The following is a 19,271-nucleotide window of genomic DNA, read 5'->3' on the forward strand; positions in this document are numbered from 1 at the left end:
AATGAGTAAGTGCCCTTTAAACCCATAATAAGTTTCACTTTTTGAAGCACAATAACCGTAGTCAGCCTCTCCTTTAAAACGGCTACAGCTTTTTGCCCGTTTAAAGTGGCTCACGGGTAAAGGAAAAGCATCGACAATATGGAGTGGGTCAGTGATTGTTCCCAGTGCCATAGTGACTCGTTTTTGCAACTGCTGTTTTACCGCCCATAAGTTTGCTGCTTGCTTTGAAAATTGGCTTCTTGAGCCGATACCTGGAAAATAATTTCGCCAATGTTCGCGAAAATACCGCTAGATATGTGTATCTTAATCTAGCCCAAAAAACTCGCCGATGAGCTCCATTGCAATCACTTCAGGATCAGAAAGGGAAGGCATAGCCCCTCGTTCACGTAATCGCTGGCCTTTAAGTAAATCATTAAAGGTATCATCAACCCAGCAATAAACTGCTATGATAAACTCTTCTATTGACATCCCCTGTCCCTTTGAATTTGTTTCGGCAAAACAAAGGTTGGGGTCAGGGGTTGTCATTTCAAACTAATAAAAGTCGAGCATCGCGTTTATTTAATTATTTTAAACAGGATTGTAAACACGTAGCATTAAAACATGCTGATTTAATCGATATTTTTTTGTGATATAATTTGCAGGTTGTATACAGAATAGCTTGAGATTTAAATTCTCATTACACATTTTCCAGTATTGTCTAGAAGTATCTAAATTCAATGATTAAGCAAACCATAGCATCCTGGCGTAAATTCAGAAATGGCATGAATGGGGTATTAAATAGCTCCCTTTTAGTTTTGTGTACCATTGTTTCAAGTATTTGTTACGGAGGTGTTTCAAATCAAATTAAAAATGAACTTAGTATTAATAAAAATCAACTTGCTGTGCTAATTGATAATGAAGATGTTGACCTCGTAAAGATTGCTGCAACTAATAGCTATGGTGTTTCTTACAATAAGTTTTCCTCTTTCAACACGTTCGGAAAGCCTGTGAAGTTAATTAATGATGCTTCCTTAAACTTGAATTTATCAAGTCATCCTGCAACGGTGATTGTTATTGAAACAGAAGACACAAACGGTATACACTTAGAAGGGAGAGTTGAAGTTATTGGGCGACCTGCAGATCTTATTTTTGTGAATAAGACAGGTATAAGCTGTAATGGTTGTTCATTTAATGACAGCCCAAGAGTTGTTTTTGGTACAGGTCAAATTGACTTAGCCGATGATGGTGCAATCGATAAAATCACAGTTGATAGCGGACATATTTCCATTGAACAAGGTGGCCTTAAGACCTCTGGAGCTACTTTTTTAGACTTCATTAGTTATGGCATGTCTATTTATGGTGATGTATCAACTAGTTCGAAAGCTAAACCTTTAGTAAATGGAGAGTATGAGACTGACGAAAATGGATCTTTGGACATTATTGGTGGTGATATTCAAGTACTGCTTGGGAAGAATCAATATAAATACTCAAGTGCTAAAAGCACAGTCTTAGGTCGTATAGAAAATGATTACACTGCACTTCAAGGCAATGATGCTAAAATAATTGCTGGTGGAATAAAGATTAACTCGACAGTATTTGGCGGGAAAGTTGAATTACCAATGGAATTAACGACTGTTGGAGATTTAACAATGTCTAGCCAATATCGAGGTAAAAATATTATCCCTGATGATTCTATACATATTAAAACTAATGGTGTGGTTATTGTTGATGGTACTTTAACTGCCACAGATCAGGTTTCTATAGATTCGACATCAAGTATACGGATAAATAAAAATAGCACAGGCTTGCCAAATATTATGGCGAATACTGTGAATATCGCTTCTGTGGAATATTTTACCAATCTAGGTAATATAAGTAGTAATAAAATTTATATTGCAGGTTTGAGTATTGTTAACGAAGGACATATTGAAGGGCAAGAAGTAGTATATCTTTCAGGAACAGAAAGAGTATTTAACCAATTTGGAGGTACTGTATATGGAGAAAATATTGCACTTTTATCAGAGTCCCTGATTAGAAATGGTTCACGTAAAGTATATAAGCTTGAGCAAAGGAAAAATAGAAGAAGAAAACGTTCACTACTGGTTCGTAAGCCTCTCAAGGAAGGGATCTTTTTTAAAAATCCACCAGACCCTGAAAATACAGAACAAGTTATCCCAGATAATTTGAAGGCGTCAATAATTGGAAAAAATGTAAACATTAAAAGTAGTACATTTGAAAATATAAATCCCTATTCAGTTGTTTGTACAGATAACAAAGATTTTAAATCAGGTGGTGAACATATTACAGCAAGGATGGGGAATTGTGGAGATATCAAAATAGATAGTTTAAAGGCAAGTCAAGTTTCGGTTTCTGCAAGTAATAGCATATTAATAGATGCTCCAATAACAGTCTTAAATTCATCTTCTGTAATAGAAACTGTTAGTGGAGACTTAAAGATTATTACAGCAAACTTGATTAATGAACGATATCACTTAACTACTGATGTACGTTACAGTATATCCATTATTAATAGTGGGATTCATAATATTAATGATGTTTTTATTAGTGTTCCTAATCGGGATATATGGAGTAAGAAGGGGGTACAACTTGAAGCTAAAGTATCAACAATAGCTAAAGGTCGTGGAACAAGTAGTAGCACAGATGTATTTGGTGAAAGACAATTTGTTAAAGTTTTTTCACCTGCTGGACGTATTTACTCAGGAAAAAATGGATTCTTGAAAGTTTCGGGGCAATTGGATAATAATTTTAGTTTTATTGAAATATTTGGGCATTTGAATGGTGAGGTTAATCAATTTAATCAGAAGGGACTTCAACTTAAAAAAATAATTATTACTACACGAAAAAGGGTTAATTACGGCAGATCGTGTGGTTCTAAAAAATGTAGTTGGAGTATGTCTGTTTCTGGAAAAGATTACAAAAGTGAATTTGAAAATGGATATTTACTATCAGTGTTCGCTGTAGGTGGAAGTGTAGCAATTGAAGGGGATAAGGATATGAGTATTGTAACGCTTGATTTGCAAGATAGTGAAAAACAAAACCCTGAACGTAGAGAGTGTGATTGGAATAATCCTTTTCAGACTCTTTCAAAATGGTTTGAAGTTGCAAATAAGTGTTTGTTTTATAAAGAATATTATTCGAATAGTATGATTGAAAACATATTTTTAACTGAACGTGAGCTGATTGACGAATCACGTAAACCAAATTAGTTTTGTATTGATAGTAAATACCTTAAGAAGTAAATATGCTTAATTTTCAAGTCAGAAAGTTGCGTTGTATTGCAATTATCACATTACTTTCATTTGTTAATACAATAGTGCTATCTGCTCATGCGCATGTAGCAACGGTACCACAAACCCAAATTGCTTCTTCACTGAAAAGCTTAACTACTATAGAAAATAGTGATAGTGAGTATCTATTTAAAGAGGTTGAGTACTTAACAGATGATGTATTTAATGGGTATAAATATTTTTATGAAAAATTAAAAGCAGATAATTATAATGCTCTTTTAGATACAGATTTTATTCCTATTGGTGTCGGTGATATTACAATATTTATTCCTTCCATGAGGAGTATGCCGAAACTCATCGGAACCCCTTTTGTTGAAAGAGCTTTAATTCAGAGTCAACTTACTACTTTGATCCATCAGCGTTGGATACCAGGGTATGATAGCTATGAAGATCAAGTAAAACAGCTGTATACGAATGGTATAAGACTTTCACTATCTTGGGGATTAAAAATTGGTGAGTCAGTTCCGAAGGAAAAACTATCCTCAATCCCCTATGATATTATTTGGCCAGAAGTAGTCAATGTTAATGGTCAGCAAGCTTTAGTACCTGTTGTTTACTTATCACAAACAACGCTTAATACTAAGATTGAAAATAATACAGTGTCCTTGGGTTCAGCTAACTTATCCTTTGAAAATATCACTATTGATGGAGCTCATATTCAAGTTAGACGAAATGCTTTGATTAAAACGCGTGAAAATTTTGTTAATAAAAACACTGTTTTCGAAGCTAAAGATATAATTATTGCTTCAGGCAGAAATATTGAAAATCATTCAGGAACAATCAGTGGTGACAAACTCAAGCTTATTGCGAATAAGGTCGTTAATAATACACTTGTTATAAGACATAATTATGCAATGGGGTTTAACGATAAAATAGGGTCAATTGCTACAATTAAAGCAATTGGTGATATTGATGTTGATACCAAAAGTGATATTGCCAATATTGGAGGAGAGCTTAGTGCTCAGGGTAGTATTAAATTAAACGCCGGTGGGTCAATTTTTATTGTCCCTCAGCAAAAAACGAGCAACCATGAATTTAACTCAGAAATTTGGAAGCTCAAGGAGTCTTCTCTTAAGAATATACCTTCTAAAATTACTGCAGGAGAAGTACTTTCTCTTATAAGTGAGAAAGCGGTTTTGATCAAAGGCTCTGAACTGGAAGGTAAGACACTTGTTGAGATCTTGGCTAAACTTGGTATTCGTATTTTAAATGATGAAGACAGCTACTCTTATTATGAAAAGTATGAAGTTGAACTAGAAGGTTTTTTCAGTAAGGAAAGGGAGTTTACTGAGAAACAACAACTTGCGACTACCTTAGTAAGATCGTTGATTAAATCGGGTAATAATATCGTTATTAATACAAAATTAGGCGATATTGTGCTTAGGGCAATAAAACTTGAAAGTGAGGGAAGCACAGAGATAGTTGCTGAAGATGGTGCGATTGATGTTCAAATAGCTAAGGAAAAAAGCTTTTATAGTTACAGTAGTGTAAGCGAAGGGGCATTTCGCTTTAAATATCGAGGATATGGACATAATAAAGAAACAGCATTTTATAATGAGCTATTTGCGAGAGGGATTCTACGGTTAGATGCGGCAAAGGGGTTTCGGATCGAATATGCCGGTGAAGGTAGTCTAGATGAGATTATTAACAACCTTTCTCAATCTCCTGAGCTTGCTTGGTTAAAGGATGTTAGATCTCGAAGTGATATCAATTGGCAACATGTTGAATTAGCGCTTGAAGAGTGGGACTACAAACAGCAAGGTCTCACAAAAGCATCTGCTGCAATAATTTGCATAGCTGTTGCTGTTTCAACGGGTGGTGCTGGTGCATCATTATTATCAGGAGTGACGACAAACTCAACGTTAGTGGCAATGACCCAGGCTGCTATAACCAATATTGCTACCCAAGCGACAGTTAGTATTGCGAGTGGAAATAGCATAGGAGAAACACTTCATAACTTAGGCTCCAAACAAGCGATTAAATCATTAGCCACTTCAGTCGTTACGGCAGGTGTTTTAGATGTGGTTGATAGTAATTTATTTAATTCAACACCTACAGCTGAGGCAGGTAGTCAAGCTGCTACAGCTAATAGTTCTGTTTTAATTGATATACCTGAACAGTCGTTGCAGATGCTTAGCCATGCAATAGTGAACGTTAGTGTTGACCGGCTAATTAATGGCTCAGCTCAGGATAGCTTTAGCCAAAGCTTGATTAATAGCATGGCATTAGATGCGGTTAATAAAATAGGGGCAACTTTAGCTGGTAAAATTGGTAATGCAGCAAGAGGAGGAAAAATAGATACAGCTATTCAGTATATTTTGCATGCGGCACTAGGGTGTGCCATAGGAACAGTAAGTGCATCAATAGATAACGATGAAAAAGAATTGGCATGTTATTCAGGTGCTGGAGGAGCTGTTGTTGGTGAGTTTATAGCCCAGCAGTATTTAAAATCATTAAAAGAAGACCTTAATTATAAACTTACTGATTGGATAGAGCACCAAAATCCTGATATGGATACGGTGATTAGAAAGTCTAAAGAGTGGAAACGTAAAGGAGTTGATCTAGCAAAACTTGCTGCAGGTATTACAGCTTTTGCTTTAAAAGGCAATGTGGATATTGCAGCACAAACGGGGGCAAATGCTGCAGAAAATAATGCATTACCTTTAGTATGGATTGCAGCAGTTGCCATATCTGCGGCTTATACAACGTATGTAGGTGATGGTAACCCTATTGAAGGCCTAAAGGAAATTGGTCGTGGTAATGATGTTATTTCTCAAACTATGGGGCCAATTATTGATGAAGCCATCAAAAAAGGATTTGAAACACTGTCCCATGATCAGCAGGTTTTAGTTGTTAATGCATTGCAGAAGCTATCAGCACTCACTGAAGCTGCTTTGTTAACTGCAGACAATTCAACAGGTAACATTGCTAGTGAGTGGTGGAATAGCCTTGATGAAGAAACACAAGCCGCATTAAAAGGTACAACGATTGTTGTTTCTAGTATTACAGGTGGTGGTGCTGCTGCTAAAACAACGCTTAAAGTCGGTGAGAAAGTAATAGATGTTGTTGGCAATGCTAAAGCACTGTTGAAAAAGAAAAAAAATAGTGGGAGAAATATTCTTAGTGATGGGGGAGGCAGTGATGCTGAAGCAGGTCATAGTAACTTACCAGTTAATGAGACAGGTGCGACCACTAGAGCTGATAACCCTGGTGGTAGAAATATAGGGGATGAAACTGGAGGTGAGAGTGATTTTAATGGAAGTGAGAGTCATCCAGTTAAAAAGGATGACCCTAAAAGTGAAAGTCTCTCAAAGTCAAATATAGAGCTAAACCGTCTGGCTGATGACTTTATTGTTAAATTACCTGAATCCAAACAAATCATAAATGATATGCTTGAGCTTTCTAAATCTGGGAAGATTAAAGGTTTAGGTGATTGGATTGAGTTTGCTAGTCCAAAAGGACACTCAAATAAATCTGATTTGGTTTCAGAGTTAAGAGAAGCTAAGCGTATTATATTAGATAACCCAAATTCCATTGTCGATATCGGAAGTGACTTGAATCCACCCCTTAGAAAAAATGGTGAAAGAATGACAACAATGGATCTTATTGTTGAGGGTCCAATAGTAAGAAATATTGAAGTAAAAACTATAGAAAAGCCTATTCGAACTTCAAAAGAAGTTTTGAAAGGAATAAGCCATGCTGCAGAAAAAGCTAAAGAGAGAGTTGAGGATGGTAAACCATTTAAAGGAAGAATAGAAGGGACATCTGTGATAGAGCTACAATTAGGAAAAAAGCGAAAAGGTAAACTAATAACTGATGTAAGCTTGGACGGAACAGTCAAAACATATTCACTAGATGGCGTTGAAAGAAAATCCTCAAATATCTTTGACTCAATTACTAATGACTTAAATAATTATAAAGGTGAAGGTGTTGAGTTAGTAGATTCGTTTAACGTTGTTGATAAAACAAGTGGGGAGCTATTAGCTCTATATAGTAAAAATGGAAATATTTGGGTTAGAATCAAATGACTGGTGATAATTATTTGTATGAGAATCCTGAGTGTAAGATTTTTCTAGAAAAGACATGTTCTGATTCATGTGGTAGTGAGAGTCAGTTTATTTCCTTGGGTTTAAAAGATATTTTTGAATCATTTGGTGAATTATTATCACCACTTGTTATTGATATGGAAGTTTGTTTTATTGATAAAAAATATTTCTTTACTCGTGATGAATTTAACCCTAAGTATCCACACTTTAGATTTTGCCCTAAAGATATTGATTCAAAAGTGAAACTTATGGAAACATGGACTGATTCTGAGTTAATAGTGGTTGATAGTATTAATGCTGATGTTTTAATTAATAAGATTGATTATATTTTAAACAAAAACGGTGTTATTGATAAGGACTATATTCCTTCTGTAAGACAAGTTATTTTTAAGGCTTCAGATGTTAAAGTACCTATTGAAATTGATGATCTTGAAAATGGTGGAATACAAGTTATCGATGATCTAGAGTATAAGGTGTGTTATCCTGCAAAAATAGTTGATGGAGATGTTTGGGCAATTGGACCAAATTCACTTTCACGGATGGCACCTATCTACTTAGAGTTATCTCATGAGTCAGGTTATTTTGAGCTGGATATTCAATTGCCACTTGCAATAGGCGATTCAAGAGGTGAGTCATTAATTCATGATTCTTTAAAGAGGCTATTCGATAGAGGCTGGGAAGAGTTGAAGCCTCCAGAGCCGTTAACTCTAAGCTAATTAATTTACGGTAAGCTCTCCCCATCCTAAAAAGGTAATATTCATTTTAGGGGGGGAGTCTTAATAATAAGTGATTATTATTGAGGCTTACTTAAAACAGCATTCAAGCTACCAATGGTTCTAGGCCAAGGTTTTATATTATGTAGCTGGTTGAGTGGTGGTGTTGATAGTGCAAGTTTGGCTTGTTGTTGATTTTCATAAAGCCCATACACTAGTACATGCCAATTTTTTTGTTTAGCTGTGTACTCAAGCAAGATGCCACTTTGCAAGAAAGGGTGTTGTTTAAGTAGATTATTGATCGTTTGGGTCTTTTGTGCCGCTAATAACTGTAAGGTTAAGTAGTTAGTGGGTACCTCAGAAAAAATATTTCGAGGTATACTTGCTTGCTTTATTTGTTTACGAATCACTTTGGTAATACGTGGGCGTTCTTTCGTACTTACTGACTCAAGTGTTTCAGTAAAGTTTTCTCCATTATCTTGTTCTCCAGGTTTACACTTCCAAGCCGTGTTTTTACCTGCCAGACATTCCCAGCCGGAGGCGATACCTGTAGAAAACTCAGCCATTGATACGTCAGCATCACTGACTGCCTGGGTGTCTGACGTTTCCATAGTGATATCGTCTTGGCTGTCTTCTGAATCATCAAAAGAAAACCAAGAGCAGCCAGCAATTGACATGATCAATAGCATGGCTAGATAAAGATTCAAGGTTAACTTCATGGAAACGCCCCCGTTTGATGCTTTACGAAATCTTTAATTATTAGAAAGAACCTTTTGAGATGACTAGATAAACGAAACCTTTCTTCTTTTTGGGTGAGGCTCTTCAGTTTGGAACTACTTAATTAGATATAGCAATCGAATGGCTATAAGGCGAATCTTTCATTAATTGAATACGTACCATCCGCGAAGGTTGTAGGTTAAAAACAGCATTTACGCTGAATCAAAAGTAGTAAGTAGTCACTTATTGTTATGACAGTTTAGATAACTCAAGCCATACTAAAAGTATGCATGTTGCTGTTAGGGGGATATTTAAAGCAGAAGAGAGGTTCCCATATGCCGATTGAAAAACTTAAACAACAGACAGTTGAATCTACTCAACAATTAAATGCACTCTATAAAACATTGGCTTCAACCATTCAACAGCAGCCAGAAAATCAGGAGTTGATAAAACTGGTTGAAGAACTAAACCGTTGTTGTCATCGAGTTGAAAAGCATACAAAAGAACTGCTTGTAGCCGCAGGTGTTATGAACCAAACGCTTGAGCAACAGTTTGAAAGGGATTTACAGCAAGTGATGGAGAAGTGGTAATTTTTAATGTTAATCGTTGAGTAGCCTTGGCATGTGGAACTGTTAGCTCAAGGCTAGTTCAAAAACTAGAAGTCTTTAGGGGCTTGTTCGAACACTAGGTTTACTTGTTGTTGCTGGGCTAAACGATTAATTTCAGCATGAAGCCGTTTACCAACGCCTCTGTTTCGAGTTACTTTTCGCACACACATGGAGCGAATATGCCAGTCATGTTCAAGTTGTTCAACTACTGCAGCACCCACAAGCCGGTCATTGAAACGGGCTCCAATAAAGTGGGTCACTGGCTGCTCAATAATGGATTGAACAAACTGTTTAACTCGGCTAATGGCATGATGGTTTTCATAGTCACATAACATCCAGTTAGGCGCATCCAAGTAAATCTTGGTTAAATCCTCACGGTCTTGTTCGCTGGGAAAGTCAATAATTTCAACAATAATCGGCATAATTAACCATCGTCTTAAAACACAAGTCGTATTCTAAACAGCTTCTATGTAGGATCATTAGATAGCATGTTTGTTATGAGCCTACCATAAGTCGAGTATATACCCTGCGTGAACTCTTTTTTATACACATTATCGTTAGCACTCATTATTTATGGGATGGTGATGTATTACTTATGTAAGCTAAATTACTCTGTGTTGAAGTGTATATGTATATACAACTCCTTTGCTAAATACTCGGTAAATTAGCTTAAAATGCGGGCAAAATGATTATATCTGCGGTTATAATGTGCCTATCTTTAAATTGGTGATAAGTTTTAATGGGTTAATTTATACCTAAAACGGCAAGTGTATTTGAAGCAAGCACCCATATATGGGTGAGAAGTGTGCTGAAGTAAGCTTTGAACTCATTATCAAATAAATTCATATCAACAAGATGAGTGCGTGGAGATCGAAATGGTGAGTCGTACTGCCACTGTAGAACGCAATACCCTGGAAACTCAAATCAAAGTGACAGTGAATCTGGATGGTTCTGGAAAATCACAGTTTGATACAGGCGTTCCCTTTTTAGAGCATATGCTAGATCAGATTGCACGACATGGTCTGATTGATATGACAATTGTGGCCAAGGGCGATAACCATATTGATGATCACCATACTGTTGAAGACATTGGCATCACACTTGGTCAGGCTACTAGCCAAGCGCTTGGTGATAAAGCGGGTATTACTCGCTATGGTCATGCCTATGTTCCTCTAGATGAAGCACTGTCTCGAGTAGTGGTTGATTTTTCGGGTCGGCCGGGGCTGGAGTTTCATGTTCCTTTTACTCGCGCGATGATAGGACAGTTTGATGTGGATTTGTGCTATGAGTTTTTCCAAGGGTTTGTGAATCATGCGCTTGTGTCCTTGCATGTGGATAACTTGCGGGGGCGTAATGCTCACCACCAAATAGAAACGGTATTTAAAGCATTTGGGCGCGCACTGCGTATGGCGTTGACCCTTGACTCACGAATGTCTGGCATTGTGCCCTCCACCAAAGGCAGCCTATAAGAAATTTCACTTTCTTAAATTAAGTTTGATTAATTAGAAAACGAGGGTTGTTCATGAAACGTGTGGTGGTGGTGGACTATGGCATGGGGAACTTGCACTCTGTGGCAAAAGCGCTGGAGCATGTCGCGCCTATTGACTGGCGAGTACAGGTAAGTGCTGATGCAGAAGTGATTCGCCATGCTGATCATGTGGTATTTCCCGGGGTTGGTGCTATCCGTGACTGTATGGCTGAGATTAAGCGCTTGCACTTGGATGAATTGATCAAAGAAATTGTTCAGCGAATACCTGTACTCGGTATTTGTGTAGGGATGCAGTCGCTACTCAGTCACAGTGAAGAAAATGAAGGTGTTGATTGCATTGACTTGATTCCAGGTCATGTACGTTTTTTTGGTAAACACTTAAAGGATGAGCACAGCCAACGATTAAAAGTACCGCATATGGGGTGGAATCAAGTTGAGCAAGTAGGAGGCCACCCTATTTGGCAAGGTATTCCTGATAATAGTCGCTTTTACTTTGTGCATAGCTATTACGTTCAAGCTGATCAGCCTGCAGATGTTATTGGACGTGCCTACTACGGGGTGAAACTCGATGCTGTGCTGGCTGTGGATAACTTAGTTGCAGTGCAGTTTCACCCAGAAAAAAGTGCAGCGCTGGGACTTCAGCTGCTGAAAAATTTTCTTTCCTGGCAACCATAAGATAGGGCTTTCTCAATGTTGTTAATTCCAGCCATTGACTTAAAAGATGGAGAATGTGTTCGTTTACGCCAAGGTGAAATGGCCGATGCTACCGTCTTCAGCGATGATCCAGTTGCCATGGCAAGTCATTGGGTTGATATGGGATGTCGTCGCCTGCACTTGGTCGATTTAAATGGAGCCTTTGCAGGAGAACCTGTGAATGGGGAAATTGTTAAAGCTATAGCTAAGGCCTACCCTAATCTACCTATTCAGATTGGTGGTGGTATTCGCTCACTCGCTACGATCGAAGCCTACCTTAGGGCTGGAGTGCATTATGTGATCATTGGTACTCAAGCGGTTAAACAACCTGAATTTGTAGCCGAAGCTTGTGCAGCTTTTCCTGATCATATTATTGTGGGATTAGATGCCAAAGATGGCATGGTAGCCATTGATGGTTGGGCAACAGTGACCTCGGTTAATGTGATTGAGCTGGCTCAACGCTTTGTGAATGATGGCGTCTCTGCCATTGTTTACACTGATATTGCCCGAGATGGCATGATGCAAGGGGTCAATGTTGAAGCAACAGTACAGCTTGCTGAGCAGTGTAATATTCCAGTGATTGCATCAGGTGGCATCACCAATATGGATGATATTCGGGCACTGAGTGCTGTAGCTGATCGCGGTATTCTGGGCGCGATAACAGGGCGTGCTATTTACGAGGGCACATTAGATTTGGCTGAAGCACAGGCATTTTGTGATTTATCCACAGAGCAGCGGGGTAGTTAGTCAAATGGGTCTAGCGAAACGCATTATTCCCTGTTTGGATGTTGAAAATGGCCGCGTTGTGAAAGGTGTGCAGTTTGTTGATATTCGTGATGCAGGTGATCCCGTTGAAGTGGCTAAGCGTTATAACGAGGCTGGGGCGGATGAAATCACGTTTCTGGATATTACCGCCAGTCATGAAGAGCGGGATACCACCGTTCATACTGTGGAGCGCATTGCTGGAGAGGTATTTATTCCTCTGACTGTTGGCGGAGGTATTCGTAAGATTGAGGATATACGCACCATGCTCAATGCAGGGGCAGATAAAGTCAGCATTAATACCGCTGCTGTCTTCAACCCTGACTTTGTGAAAGCGGCTGCAGACCGTTTTGGTGCTCAGTGCATTGTTGTAGCCATAGATGCGAAAAAGGTGAGTACACCACAGGAAGAAGATCGGTGGGAAATTTTTACCCATGGAGGCCGTAAACCCACAGGCTTAGATGCAGTTGAATGGGCAACGAAGATGGAGGCCTATGGTGCGGGTGAAATTTTACTGACCAGTATGGATCAGGATGGTGTTAAGTCTGGTTATGATTTAGGCGTCACAAGAGCTATCTGTGAGGCGGTCAATATTCCCGTGATCGCATCAGGTGGAGCGGGTAATCTCGACCATTTGGTGGATGGCATTAAACAAGGCCTGGCTGATGCAGTGCTTGCTGCCAGTATTTTTCACTTTGGTGAGTATACGATCCAGCAGGCTAAAGATTATATGCGTCAACAAGGCATAGAAATGCGTTGATTGGTGCTTGAATAACACTTATAGCGGTTTATTCCCCAAAAAAAACGGCAATCTTTACTTGGATTGCCGTTTTTAAATATCACCTACAGTACTGTACTAGTGCGTTGCCTGATCACGTTGATGGCGAGAAATACCTTTAACAAATGTCTCCTTGATATTTCGATCATCCCCCAGAATACACAGCACAAACAGTGTTTCAAACACATTGTTGCAGTTGTTCATGCGGTACTGCATGAGTGGCGTACTGTGCAGATCCAGCACGATAAAATCTGCTTCTTTTCCTGGTAAGAAATTACCCAGTTGATCATCCAGCTGTAATGTTTCTGCGCCTGCTAATGTCGCAAGATAGAATGACTCAAAGGGTGACAGCTTGTCGCCACGCATTTGAGTGACTTTATAGGCTTCATTGAGGGTTTGCAGCATGGAAAAGCTGGTGCCCGCACCAACATCAGAGCCAAGGCTGACTTTAACCTTATGTTGCTTCATCTGCTTCAGGTTAAATAAGCCACTGCCTAAAAACAGGTTGGAGGTTGGACAGAAAGAAATGGCTGCATCCTGTCGAGCAAGCCGTTGTATCTCGTCTTCACAGAGGTGAATACCATGAGCAAACACCGAGCGTGGACCTACTAAACCATAATGGTCATAGACATCTAGATAGTGGCAACGTTCTGGGAACAGCTCACTGATCCAGGCAATTTCTTTGTGGTTTTCGGATAAGTGGGTCTGCATGTACAAGCCATCATACTCTTTGAGTAAGTGGCCAGCTGCTTCGAGCTGTTCAGGGGTACTGGTGATGGCAAAGCGTGGAGTGACAGCATAATGTAAGCGACCTTTGCCATGCCACTGCTCAATAAGAGTACGGCTTTGTGTAAATCCTGCCTCTGGCGTATCACGAACCGTTTCTGGTGCATGACGGTCCATAAGCACTTTACCTGTTATCAAGCACATATCGCGCTGGTAGGCTTCTTTGAATAGGGCTTCTGCAGATTCAGCGTGGACACTGGAAAAGGCCATTGCTGTCGTGGTGCCATTACGAAGTAACTCATCAAGGTATACGCCGGCGACTTGCTGAGCATACTCCAAGCTCTGGAATTTACTCTCCGTAGGGAAAGTATAGGTTTCCAGCCAGTCGAGTAGCTGTTCACCAAAAGCAGCAATCATTTCTGTTTGAGGAAAGTGGTTATGTGTATCAATAAACCCTGGAGTAATGATGGCATTTGGGTAAGTTGTGATAGGAAACCCTGATGGGAGTGTGGGTAGAATTTGATCGGCAGGCCCCAGGCGCTCAACCTTACCTTCATCATTAATCACCAGAATACCATCAGCATAGTACTCATAGGCTTCTTCTGGTGTTGCTGTGGATGTTGGGTCTGCAAGGCAGTGAAAGATGCCTGCTCGATATGCATGGCTGACAGATTGTTTACTCATGGCATTAGGACTATTTTTAACTACTGCTTAAAGTTTATTCACTTCGGATACCCTTTGTGTGCCGCATTTACAGCGAAGTAGCTGCAGCACGAATGTTTTACTGGATATGACGAAGCACGTTTTAAACACTGCGAGCAAAATGATGGCATATGGGGACTGAATCCAATGCGATGACTGAAGTTTGCTGATGGACTGATAAAGCAAATTTTAGTCAATAATTGACTCACAAACGCTCAATTCTATTTAAAGTGAGACTGGCGGTCTAATGCTTTTAAGTGGTTTTTTTCACATAAAAAAATGCCCTTTTAGAAAGGGCATTTGTTCAGCTTGAAAAATGTGTATGTGCTGTTGCTTAAGGTGATGTTTTAACAGCAATATGTAAACCTTTTAGTAAGTTTAGTGCTTGTTGAACTTGGTAATCTTTCTCTGCAAGGTCATCTGTGTTGCTGGCTGTTGCCTGTGATGAGGGTTTGTCTGCTTTACCATTTCCGTTCGAAAGGTGTCTTGCCAGGTCAGCCTCTTTGTAAGAGGCGGCATTTTCATCTTCGATCTTGGTGACTTTAGCGCGGTCAACTCGAATATCGGGGGAAATACCATGTGCTTGAATAGACCGCCCATTTGGCGTGAAGTAGAGTGCTGTTGTGAGCTTTAATGCACGATCACGGTTAAGTGGTAGCACAGTTTGCACTGAGCCTTTGCCAAAGCTATCTGTACCCATAATGATGGCACGCTTATGATCTTGTAAGGCACCTGCAACAATCTCAGAAGCGGAGGCTGATCCGGCATTGATCAGTACAACCATCGGTACTCCATCAGATGGGTCGTCGACTGTAGCATTAAAACGTAATTCTGAATTGGGGATACGACCTTCAGTGTAAACAATAGTCCCTTTGGTTAAGAATGCATCTGATACGTTAACCGCTGCTTCCAATACGCCGCCAGGGTTATTACGGAGGTCTAAGATAATGCCATTTAAGCCGTTAGCTGACTTTTTAAGCTTTTGCAAGCTTTTGATCACCTCTTCACCCGTTGAGGTTTGGAATTGGGTTACACGTAAGTAGCCATATTTTTGGTTGAGAACTTTATGCTTAACACTTTGGACTTTGATTACTGCACGTTTGAGTGTGAGCGTGAATGGTGCGCTTTTTCCTTCTCTCACAATCGTCAGGCTGATGGGTTCACCTACTTTGCCACGCATCTTTTCAACAGCTTCCAGTAAGGAGAGGCCTTTAACAGGCTTGTTGTCGAGTTTGATGATTAAATCGCCAGCCTGAATACCTGCTTTTGCCGCAGGAGTATCATCGATAGGGGCTACCACTTTAATAAAGCCATCTTCCATCCCTACTTCAATACCCAAACCGCCAAACTCACCCGTGGTATTAATTTGCAGGTCCTTGTAGTCATCAGGCGAAAGGTAGGCTGAGTGTGGATCAAGTCCAGATAACATGCCTCGAATGGCATTTTCTAAGAGCGTTTTGTCATCAATCTGTTCAACGTAAGCAACCTTGATACGATCGTAAACTTCAACGAATGTTCTTAAATCTTCAAGTGGAAGGCGTGGCTGGACTTGCTCTTTGATTTGCTCTTCAGCACCTACGGGGATTGCCAGTGTTAGAGCAAGGGTGACACTGCCAAATAATGACCAAAGCTTACGGTGTGTCATATTCATCAATTACTCTCAGATAAATCAAAGTCTGTAAGTGTAGTTATATCCCATTACTGGGCTACACACCAATGTAATGGATTTTGCGGTTTTCCTTTGCGGCGAATTTCAAAATATAAGCCATTCTCTTGCCGCCCTCCGGTATTACCTACGGTTGCTACTTTTTCCCCAGCTTTAACCCAGTCTCCTGTTTCCTTTAACAGAGTCTGGTTATGAGCATATAAGCTCAAAAAGCCATCGCCATGGTCAATGATTAGCAATAATCCAGATCCACGCAGCCACTCTGAGAAGACAACGCGGCCATGATGAATAGCATAGATGGGCTTACCTGCACCTGCTTGAATAAACAGACCATTGTTACGAAGCTTGGTCTGTTTATTCATTGCACCAAATGACTGCGTAATGACTCCTTTTGCGGGTAAGGGCATCTTACCTTTATTGAATTGGAAAGGTTTGCCTGGTACCACGAGGTTGGCAATGGTACTCTGTAAATTTTTTAAAACTTGCTCTAGTTCGCGTCTGTCCTGTTCTAATTTTGAAAGCTCTTTATCTTTACTTGCAATGGTTTTTAGCAGCGTTGTAATAATTTGCTGGCGTTCGTTATGTCGCTTAGAAAGCTGTTCTTTGGCTTTAACAACTTCCATTCGTTGTTCATTTAACTTTAGCTGTTGCTGATTTATTTGGTCAGTAACTAATTTCAGTTCTTGTAATGTCTGGTTATAAGCTTTGATTTCTTTAATTCTTGATGCATTAAAATAGTCAAGATACTCAAGCTGCCGGGCCAGTTTCATCGGATCCTGCTGGTTTAGCAGCAGTTTCAGATAAGGTTGATGTCCTGCGAGATAGGCGGCACGGAGTGTGGCCGCCAGTCCTTGTTGTTGGCGCTGCTTAGCAACATCAAGGTGATGTTGCCGGGTTTGATACTTTTTTAGTTGTTGCTGGCCCTCCACTAGCCGGCGTTCAATGTTGGCAATTTCCTTATGCAAGCGTTCCATTTCAACTTCAGTTTTACGAAGTGACTCTTGTGCGGCAGAACGTTTTTGCTTCATTTCGTCCAACAAATCACGCATACGTGAGATATCAGCTTCAAGTTGATCGAGTTGTTGCTTGGTTGCTGCTTCATCATTGATTTGTGGCGATTTATCAGCCTGAACCTGAAATGCACCAAACCACAGTGGTAATGAAAGGCCGATAATACAAATGAGCTTTTTAGCCATTCGGGGCTTTGGAGTTGAATTGCTTATCATCTTGTCATTCTTCAAAAACGGATTCGGGTTAAGTATGCATGTAGCTCTAAATATAAATAAAGCCCGAATACCACAAACGGGTATTCGGGCTCATTTTTTTATAACAAAATGTGATTAATGATGAGTGCTTGGTTAATGTTTGATAAGCGACTTTCCAGTCATTTCCTCAGGCTGAGGAAGCGCCATTAAATCCAACAGTGAAGGGGCTATGTCAGACAAAACACCACCATCATGCAGCTGGATTTGCTTAGGTCCACAGTACAGCAAAGGTACTAACTCTGTTGTATGCGCTGTATGAGCCTGGCCTGTTTCCTTGTTCACCATGAGCTCAGCATTACCATGGTCAGCAGTAATGAGACACTGGCCGTTAACTTCCTCTAACGCGGCAACAACACGACCCACACATTCATCCAGACACTCAATGGCTTTCACAGCTGCATCGTAATCACCCGTATGGCCCACCATATCGCCATTCGCGTAATTACAGACAACTAAATCAAACTGACCACTTTTGATTGCATCTACCAGTTTATCAGTCACTTCTGGCGCACTCATTTCTGGCTGTAAGTCATAGGTGGCTACTTTAGGAGAGTTGACCAGAATACGGGTTTCACCTTCATAAGGCTCTTCTCTTCCGCAGCTGAAGAAGAAGGTGACATGGGCATATTTTTCGGTTTCTGCAATCCGTAATTGGGTTTTACCTAGGTTAGCCAGGTATTCTCCCAGTCCATTCTCGAGCACAGCAGGTGGGTAAGCGCTAGGAGCAGCAAGGTCGGCTGAATACTGGGTAAGCATGACAAAGCCAGCTAGCTCTCTAACCACCTCTCGCTCAAAGCCTGAAAATTCTTTATCTACGAACACTTGAGTGAGTTGGCGAGCGCGGTCTGCACGGAAGTTCATAAAGATGACCGCATCTCCCTCTTCAATAAATGCAGGATTGTTACTTTCGTCAACAATAGCTGTTGCTTTGACAAATTCGTCATTTTCATCACGCTCGTAAGCGGCCTTAAGCCCTGCAACTGCTGTGTCAGCAGTGAACTTAGCTTTACCTTGGGTAAGTAAGTCATAGGCTGTTTGAACACGATCCCAGCGCTTGTCCCGATCCATGGCAAAGTAGCGACCAATAATGCTAGCGATTCGACCTACTCCAAGGTCTTTTAGCTTGGCATCCATTGCTGCAAGCGAGTTTTCAGCACTTCTAGGCGGCGTATCACGACCATCTAGAAAGGCATGTACGTAGACTTTTGTTGCACCTTGTTTAACGGCAAGATCAACCATGGCATGTAAGTGAGACTCATGACTATGGACACCACCAGGAGACATCAGGCCCATAATATGTACAGCTTTATTAGCTTGAGCAGCAGCTTGTACTGGCTTGACTAAGACTTCGTTAGTATAGAAGTCACCATCCTCAATAGCTTTGCTGATACGGGTGAGTTCTTGGTAAACAACACGCCCTGCACCGAGGTTCATGTGTCCCACTTCTGAGTTACCCATTTGGCCATGCGGTAGACCCACATCATTCCCTGATCCAGAAACGAGCGCATGAGGGTTATTTGCCCAGAGTTTATCCCAAACGGGTTTGTTGGCTCCAGCAATGGCATTTGCTTCGCTTTCTTCACGATAACCAAAACCATCCAAAATGATGAGAGCTGTAGTACAACGTTTGTCAGTCATAGGATTCCACTACTTATGTGAAGGGTAAGTGAACGAGAAATACTAACGATTCCTGAAGTGAATAGCTATTGATACTGGCTACTAAGTATACATCACTAAGCAAACAATTGTGCTGCATCAATTATGTGTTTTGCCTTAGTGTTGAGTGCCAATTTGATTCACTCAAAGCATGTTTAAAAGA

At 40.2% G+C, this 19,271-nt stretch carries 14 protein-coding genes and 1 pseudogene; 8 read left to right on the forward strand and 7 right to left on the reverse strand.

The genetic code is table 11. From position 1 onward, the window contains the following. A pseudogene (locus F607_RS35955) lies at nucleotides 1-468 on the reverse strand (transposase family protein); the annotation flags it as partial. Nucleotides 469-716: 248 nt separating this feature from the next. Between F607_RS35955 and F607_RS0103835 the strand changes: the two are divergent. The 3 genes from F607_RS0103835 to F607_RS0103845 are packed head-to-tail and all read left to right on the forward strand — an operon-like array spanning nucleotide 717 to nucleotide 8,049. Beyond that, nucleotides 717-3,206, forward strand: coding sequence for a two-partner secretion domain-containing protein (locus F607_RS0103835; protein WP_027707002.1), 2,490 nt, complete (start codon nucleotides 717-719; stop codon nucleotides 3,204-3,206). Between the two features lie 35 nt (nucleotides 3,207-3,241). Beyond that, nucleotides 3,242-7,315 carry a DUF637 domain-containing protein gene (locus F607_RS0103840; RefSeq protein ID WP_027707003.1) on the forward strand — a complete coding sequence of 1,358 codons (4,074 nt, stop codon included), beginning with the start codon at nucleotides 3,242-3,244 and terminating at the stop codon, nucleotides 7,313-7,315. Then, on the forward strand, nucleotides 7,312-8,049 hold the full coding sequence (locus F607_RS0103845) for a hypothetical protein (RefSeq protein WP_027707004.1): 738 nt from the start codon (nucleotides 7,312-7,314) through the stop codon (nucleotides 8,047-8,049). The genes F607_RS0103840 and F607_RS0103845 overlap by 4 nt, the downstream gene beginning before the upstream one ends. A gap of 77 nt (nucleotides 8,050-8,126) precedes the next feature. On the opposite strand, the gene F607_RS0103850 is transcribed toward F607_RS0103845, so the two are convergent. Beyond that, nucleotides 8,127-8,765, reverse strand: coding sequence for an SPOR domain-containing protein (locus F607_RS0103850; RefSeq protein WP_027707005.1), 639 nt, complete (start codon nucleotides 8,763-8,765; stop codon nucleotides 8,127-8,129). Nucleotides 8,766-9,098: 333 nt separating this feature from the next. Between F607_RS0103850 and F607_RS0103855 the strand changes: the two genes are divergently transcribed. Next, entirely contained in the window at nucleotides 9,099-9,353 is a 255-nt protein-coding gene (locus tag F607_RS0103855; RefSeq protein ID WP_027707006.1) for a hypothetical protein, read from the forward strand. 65 nt (nucleotides 9,354-9,418) lie between these two features. On the opposite strand, the gene F607_RS28045 is transcribed toward F607_RS0103855, so the two are convergent. Further along, a complete protein-coding gene (locus tag F607_RS28045; RefSeq protein WP_051310846.1) occupies nucleotides 9,419-9,793 on the reverse strand; it encodes an acetyl-CoA sensor PanZ family protein in 375 nt (124 codons plus the stop codon). Between the two features lie 453 nt (nucleotides 9,794-10,246). Here F607_RS28045 and hisB point away from each other — a divergent pair, with 453 nt between their 5' ends. The 4 genes from hisB to hisF are packed head-to-tail and all read left to right on the forward strand — an operon-like array spanning nucleotide 10,247 to nucleotide 13,075. Beyond that, nucleotides 10,247-10,840 (forward strand): imidazoleglycerol-phosphate dehydratase HisB, encoded by a 594-nt coding sequence (gene hisB, locus F607_RS0103865; RefSeq protein ID WP_027707007.1) that lies wholly within the window; start codon nucleotides 10,247-10,249, stop codon nucleotides 10,838-10,840. A gap of 53 nt (nucleotides 10,841-10,893) precedes the next feature. Next, nucleotides 10,894-11,535 carry an imidazole glycerol phosphate synthase subunit HisH gene (hisH, locus tag F607_RS0103870; RefSeq protein WP_027707008.1) on the forward strand — a complete coding sequence of 214 codons (642 nt, stop codon included), beginning with the start codon at nucleotides 10,894-10,896 and terminating at the stop codon, nucleotides 11,533-11,535. Between the two features lie 15 nt (nucleotides 11,536-11,550). Continuing rightward, the gene (gene hisA / locus F607_RS0103875; protein WP_027707009.1) at nucleotides 11,551-12,300 is read left to right on the forward strand and encodes a 1-(5-phosphoribosyl)-5-[(5-phosphoribosylamino)methylideneamino]imidazole-4-carboxamide isomerase; all 750 of its coding nucleotides are present in this window, start codon (nucleotides 11,551-11,553) and stop codon (nucleotides 12,298-12,300) included. A 4-nt stretch (nucleotides 12,301-12,304) separates the two neighbouring features. After that, complete coding sequence (hisF, locus tag F607_RS0103880) at nucleotides 12,305-13,075, forward strand: imidazole glycerol phosphate synthase subunit HisF (RefSeq protein ID WP_027707010.1); 771 nt, start codon at nucleotides 12,305-12,307, stop codon at nucleotides 13,073-13,075. 96 nt (nucleotides 13,076-13,171) lie between these two features. Here the strand turns inward: hisF and guaD are convergent, their stop codons facing one another. The 4 genes from guaD to gpmI form a co-directional block, all read right to left on the reverse strand. Beyond that, entirely contained in the window at nucleotides 13,172-14,503 is a 1,332-nt protein-coding gene (gene guaD / locus F607_RS0103885) for a guanine deaminase (RefSeq protein ID WP_027707011.1), read from the reverse strand. A gap of 352 nt (nucleotides 14,504-14,855) precedes the next feature. Further along, on the reverse strand, nucleotides 14,856-16,172 hold the full coding sequence (locus F607_RS0103890; RefSeq protein WP_094789023.1) for a S41 family peptidase: 1,317 nt from the start codon (nucleotides 16,170-16,172) through the stop codon (nucleotides 14,856-14,858). 47 nt (nucleotides 16,173-16,219) lie between these two features. Further along, entirely contained in the window at nucleotides 16,220-17,413 is a 1,194-nt protein-coding gene (locus tag F607_RS0103895; RefSeq protein ID WP_084611090.1) for a murein hydrolase activator EnvC family protein, read from the reverse strand. 132 nt (nucleotides 17,414-17,545) lie between these two features. Continuing rightward, complete coding sequence (gene gpmI / locus F607_RS0103900; RefSeq protein WP_027707014.1) at nucleotides 17,546-19,090, reverse strand: 2,3-bisphosphoglycerate-independent phosphoglycerate mutase; 1,545 nt, start codon at nucleotides 19,088-19,090, stop codon at nucleotides 17,546-17,548. Nucleotides 19,091-19,271: the final 181 nt, after the last annotated feature.

It is taken from the genome of Zooshikella ganghwensis DSM 15267, from assembly GCF_000428585.1.
Classification (GTDB): Bacteria; Pseudomonadota; Gammaproteobacteria; order Pseudomonadales; family Zooshikellaceae; genus Zooshikella; species Zooshikella ganghwensis.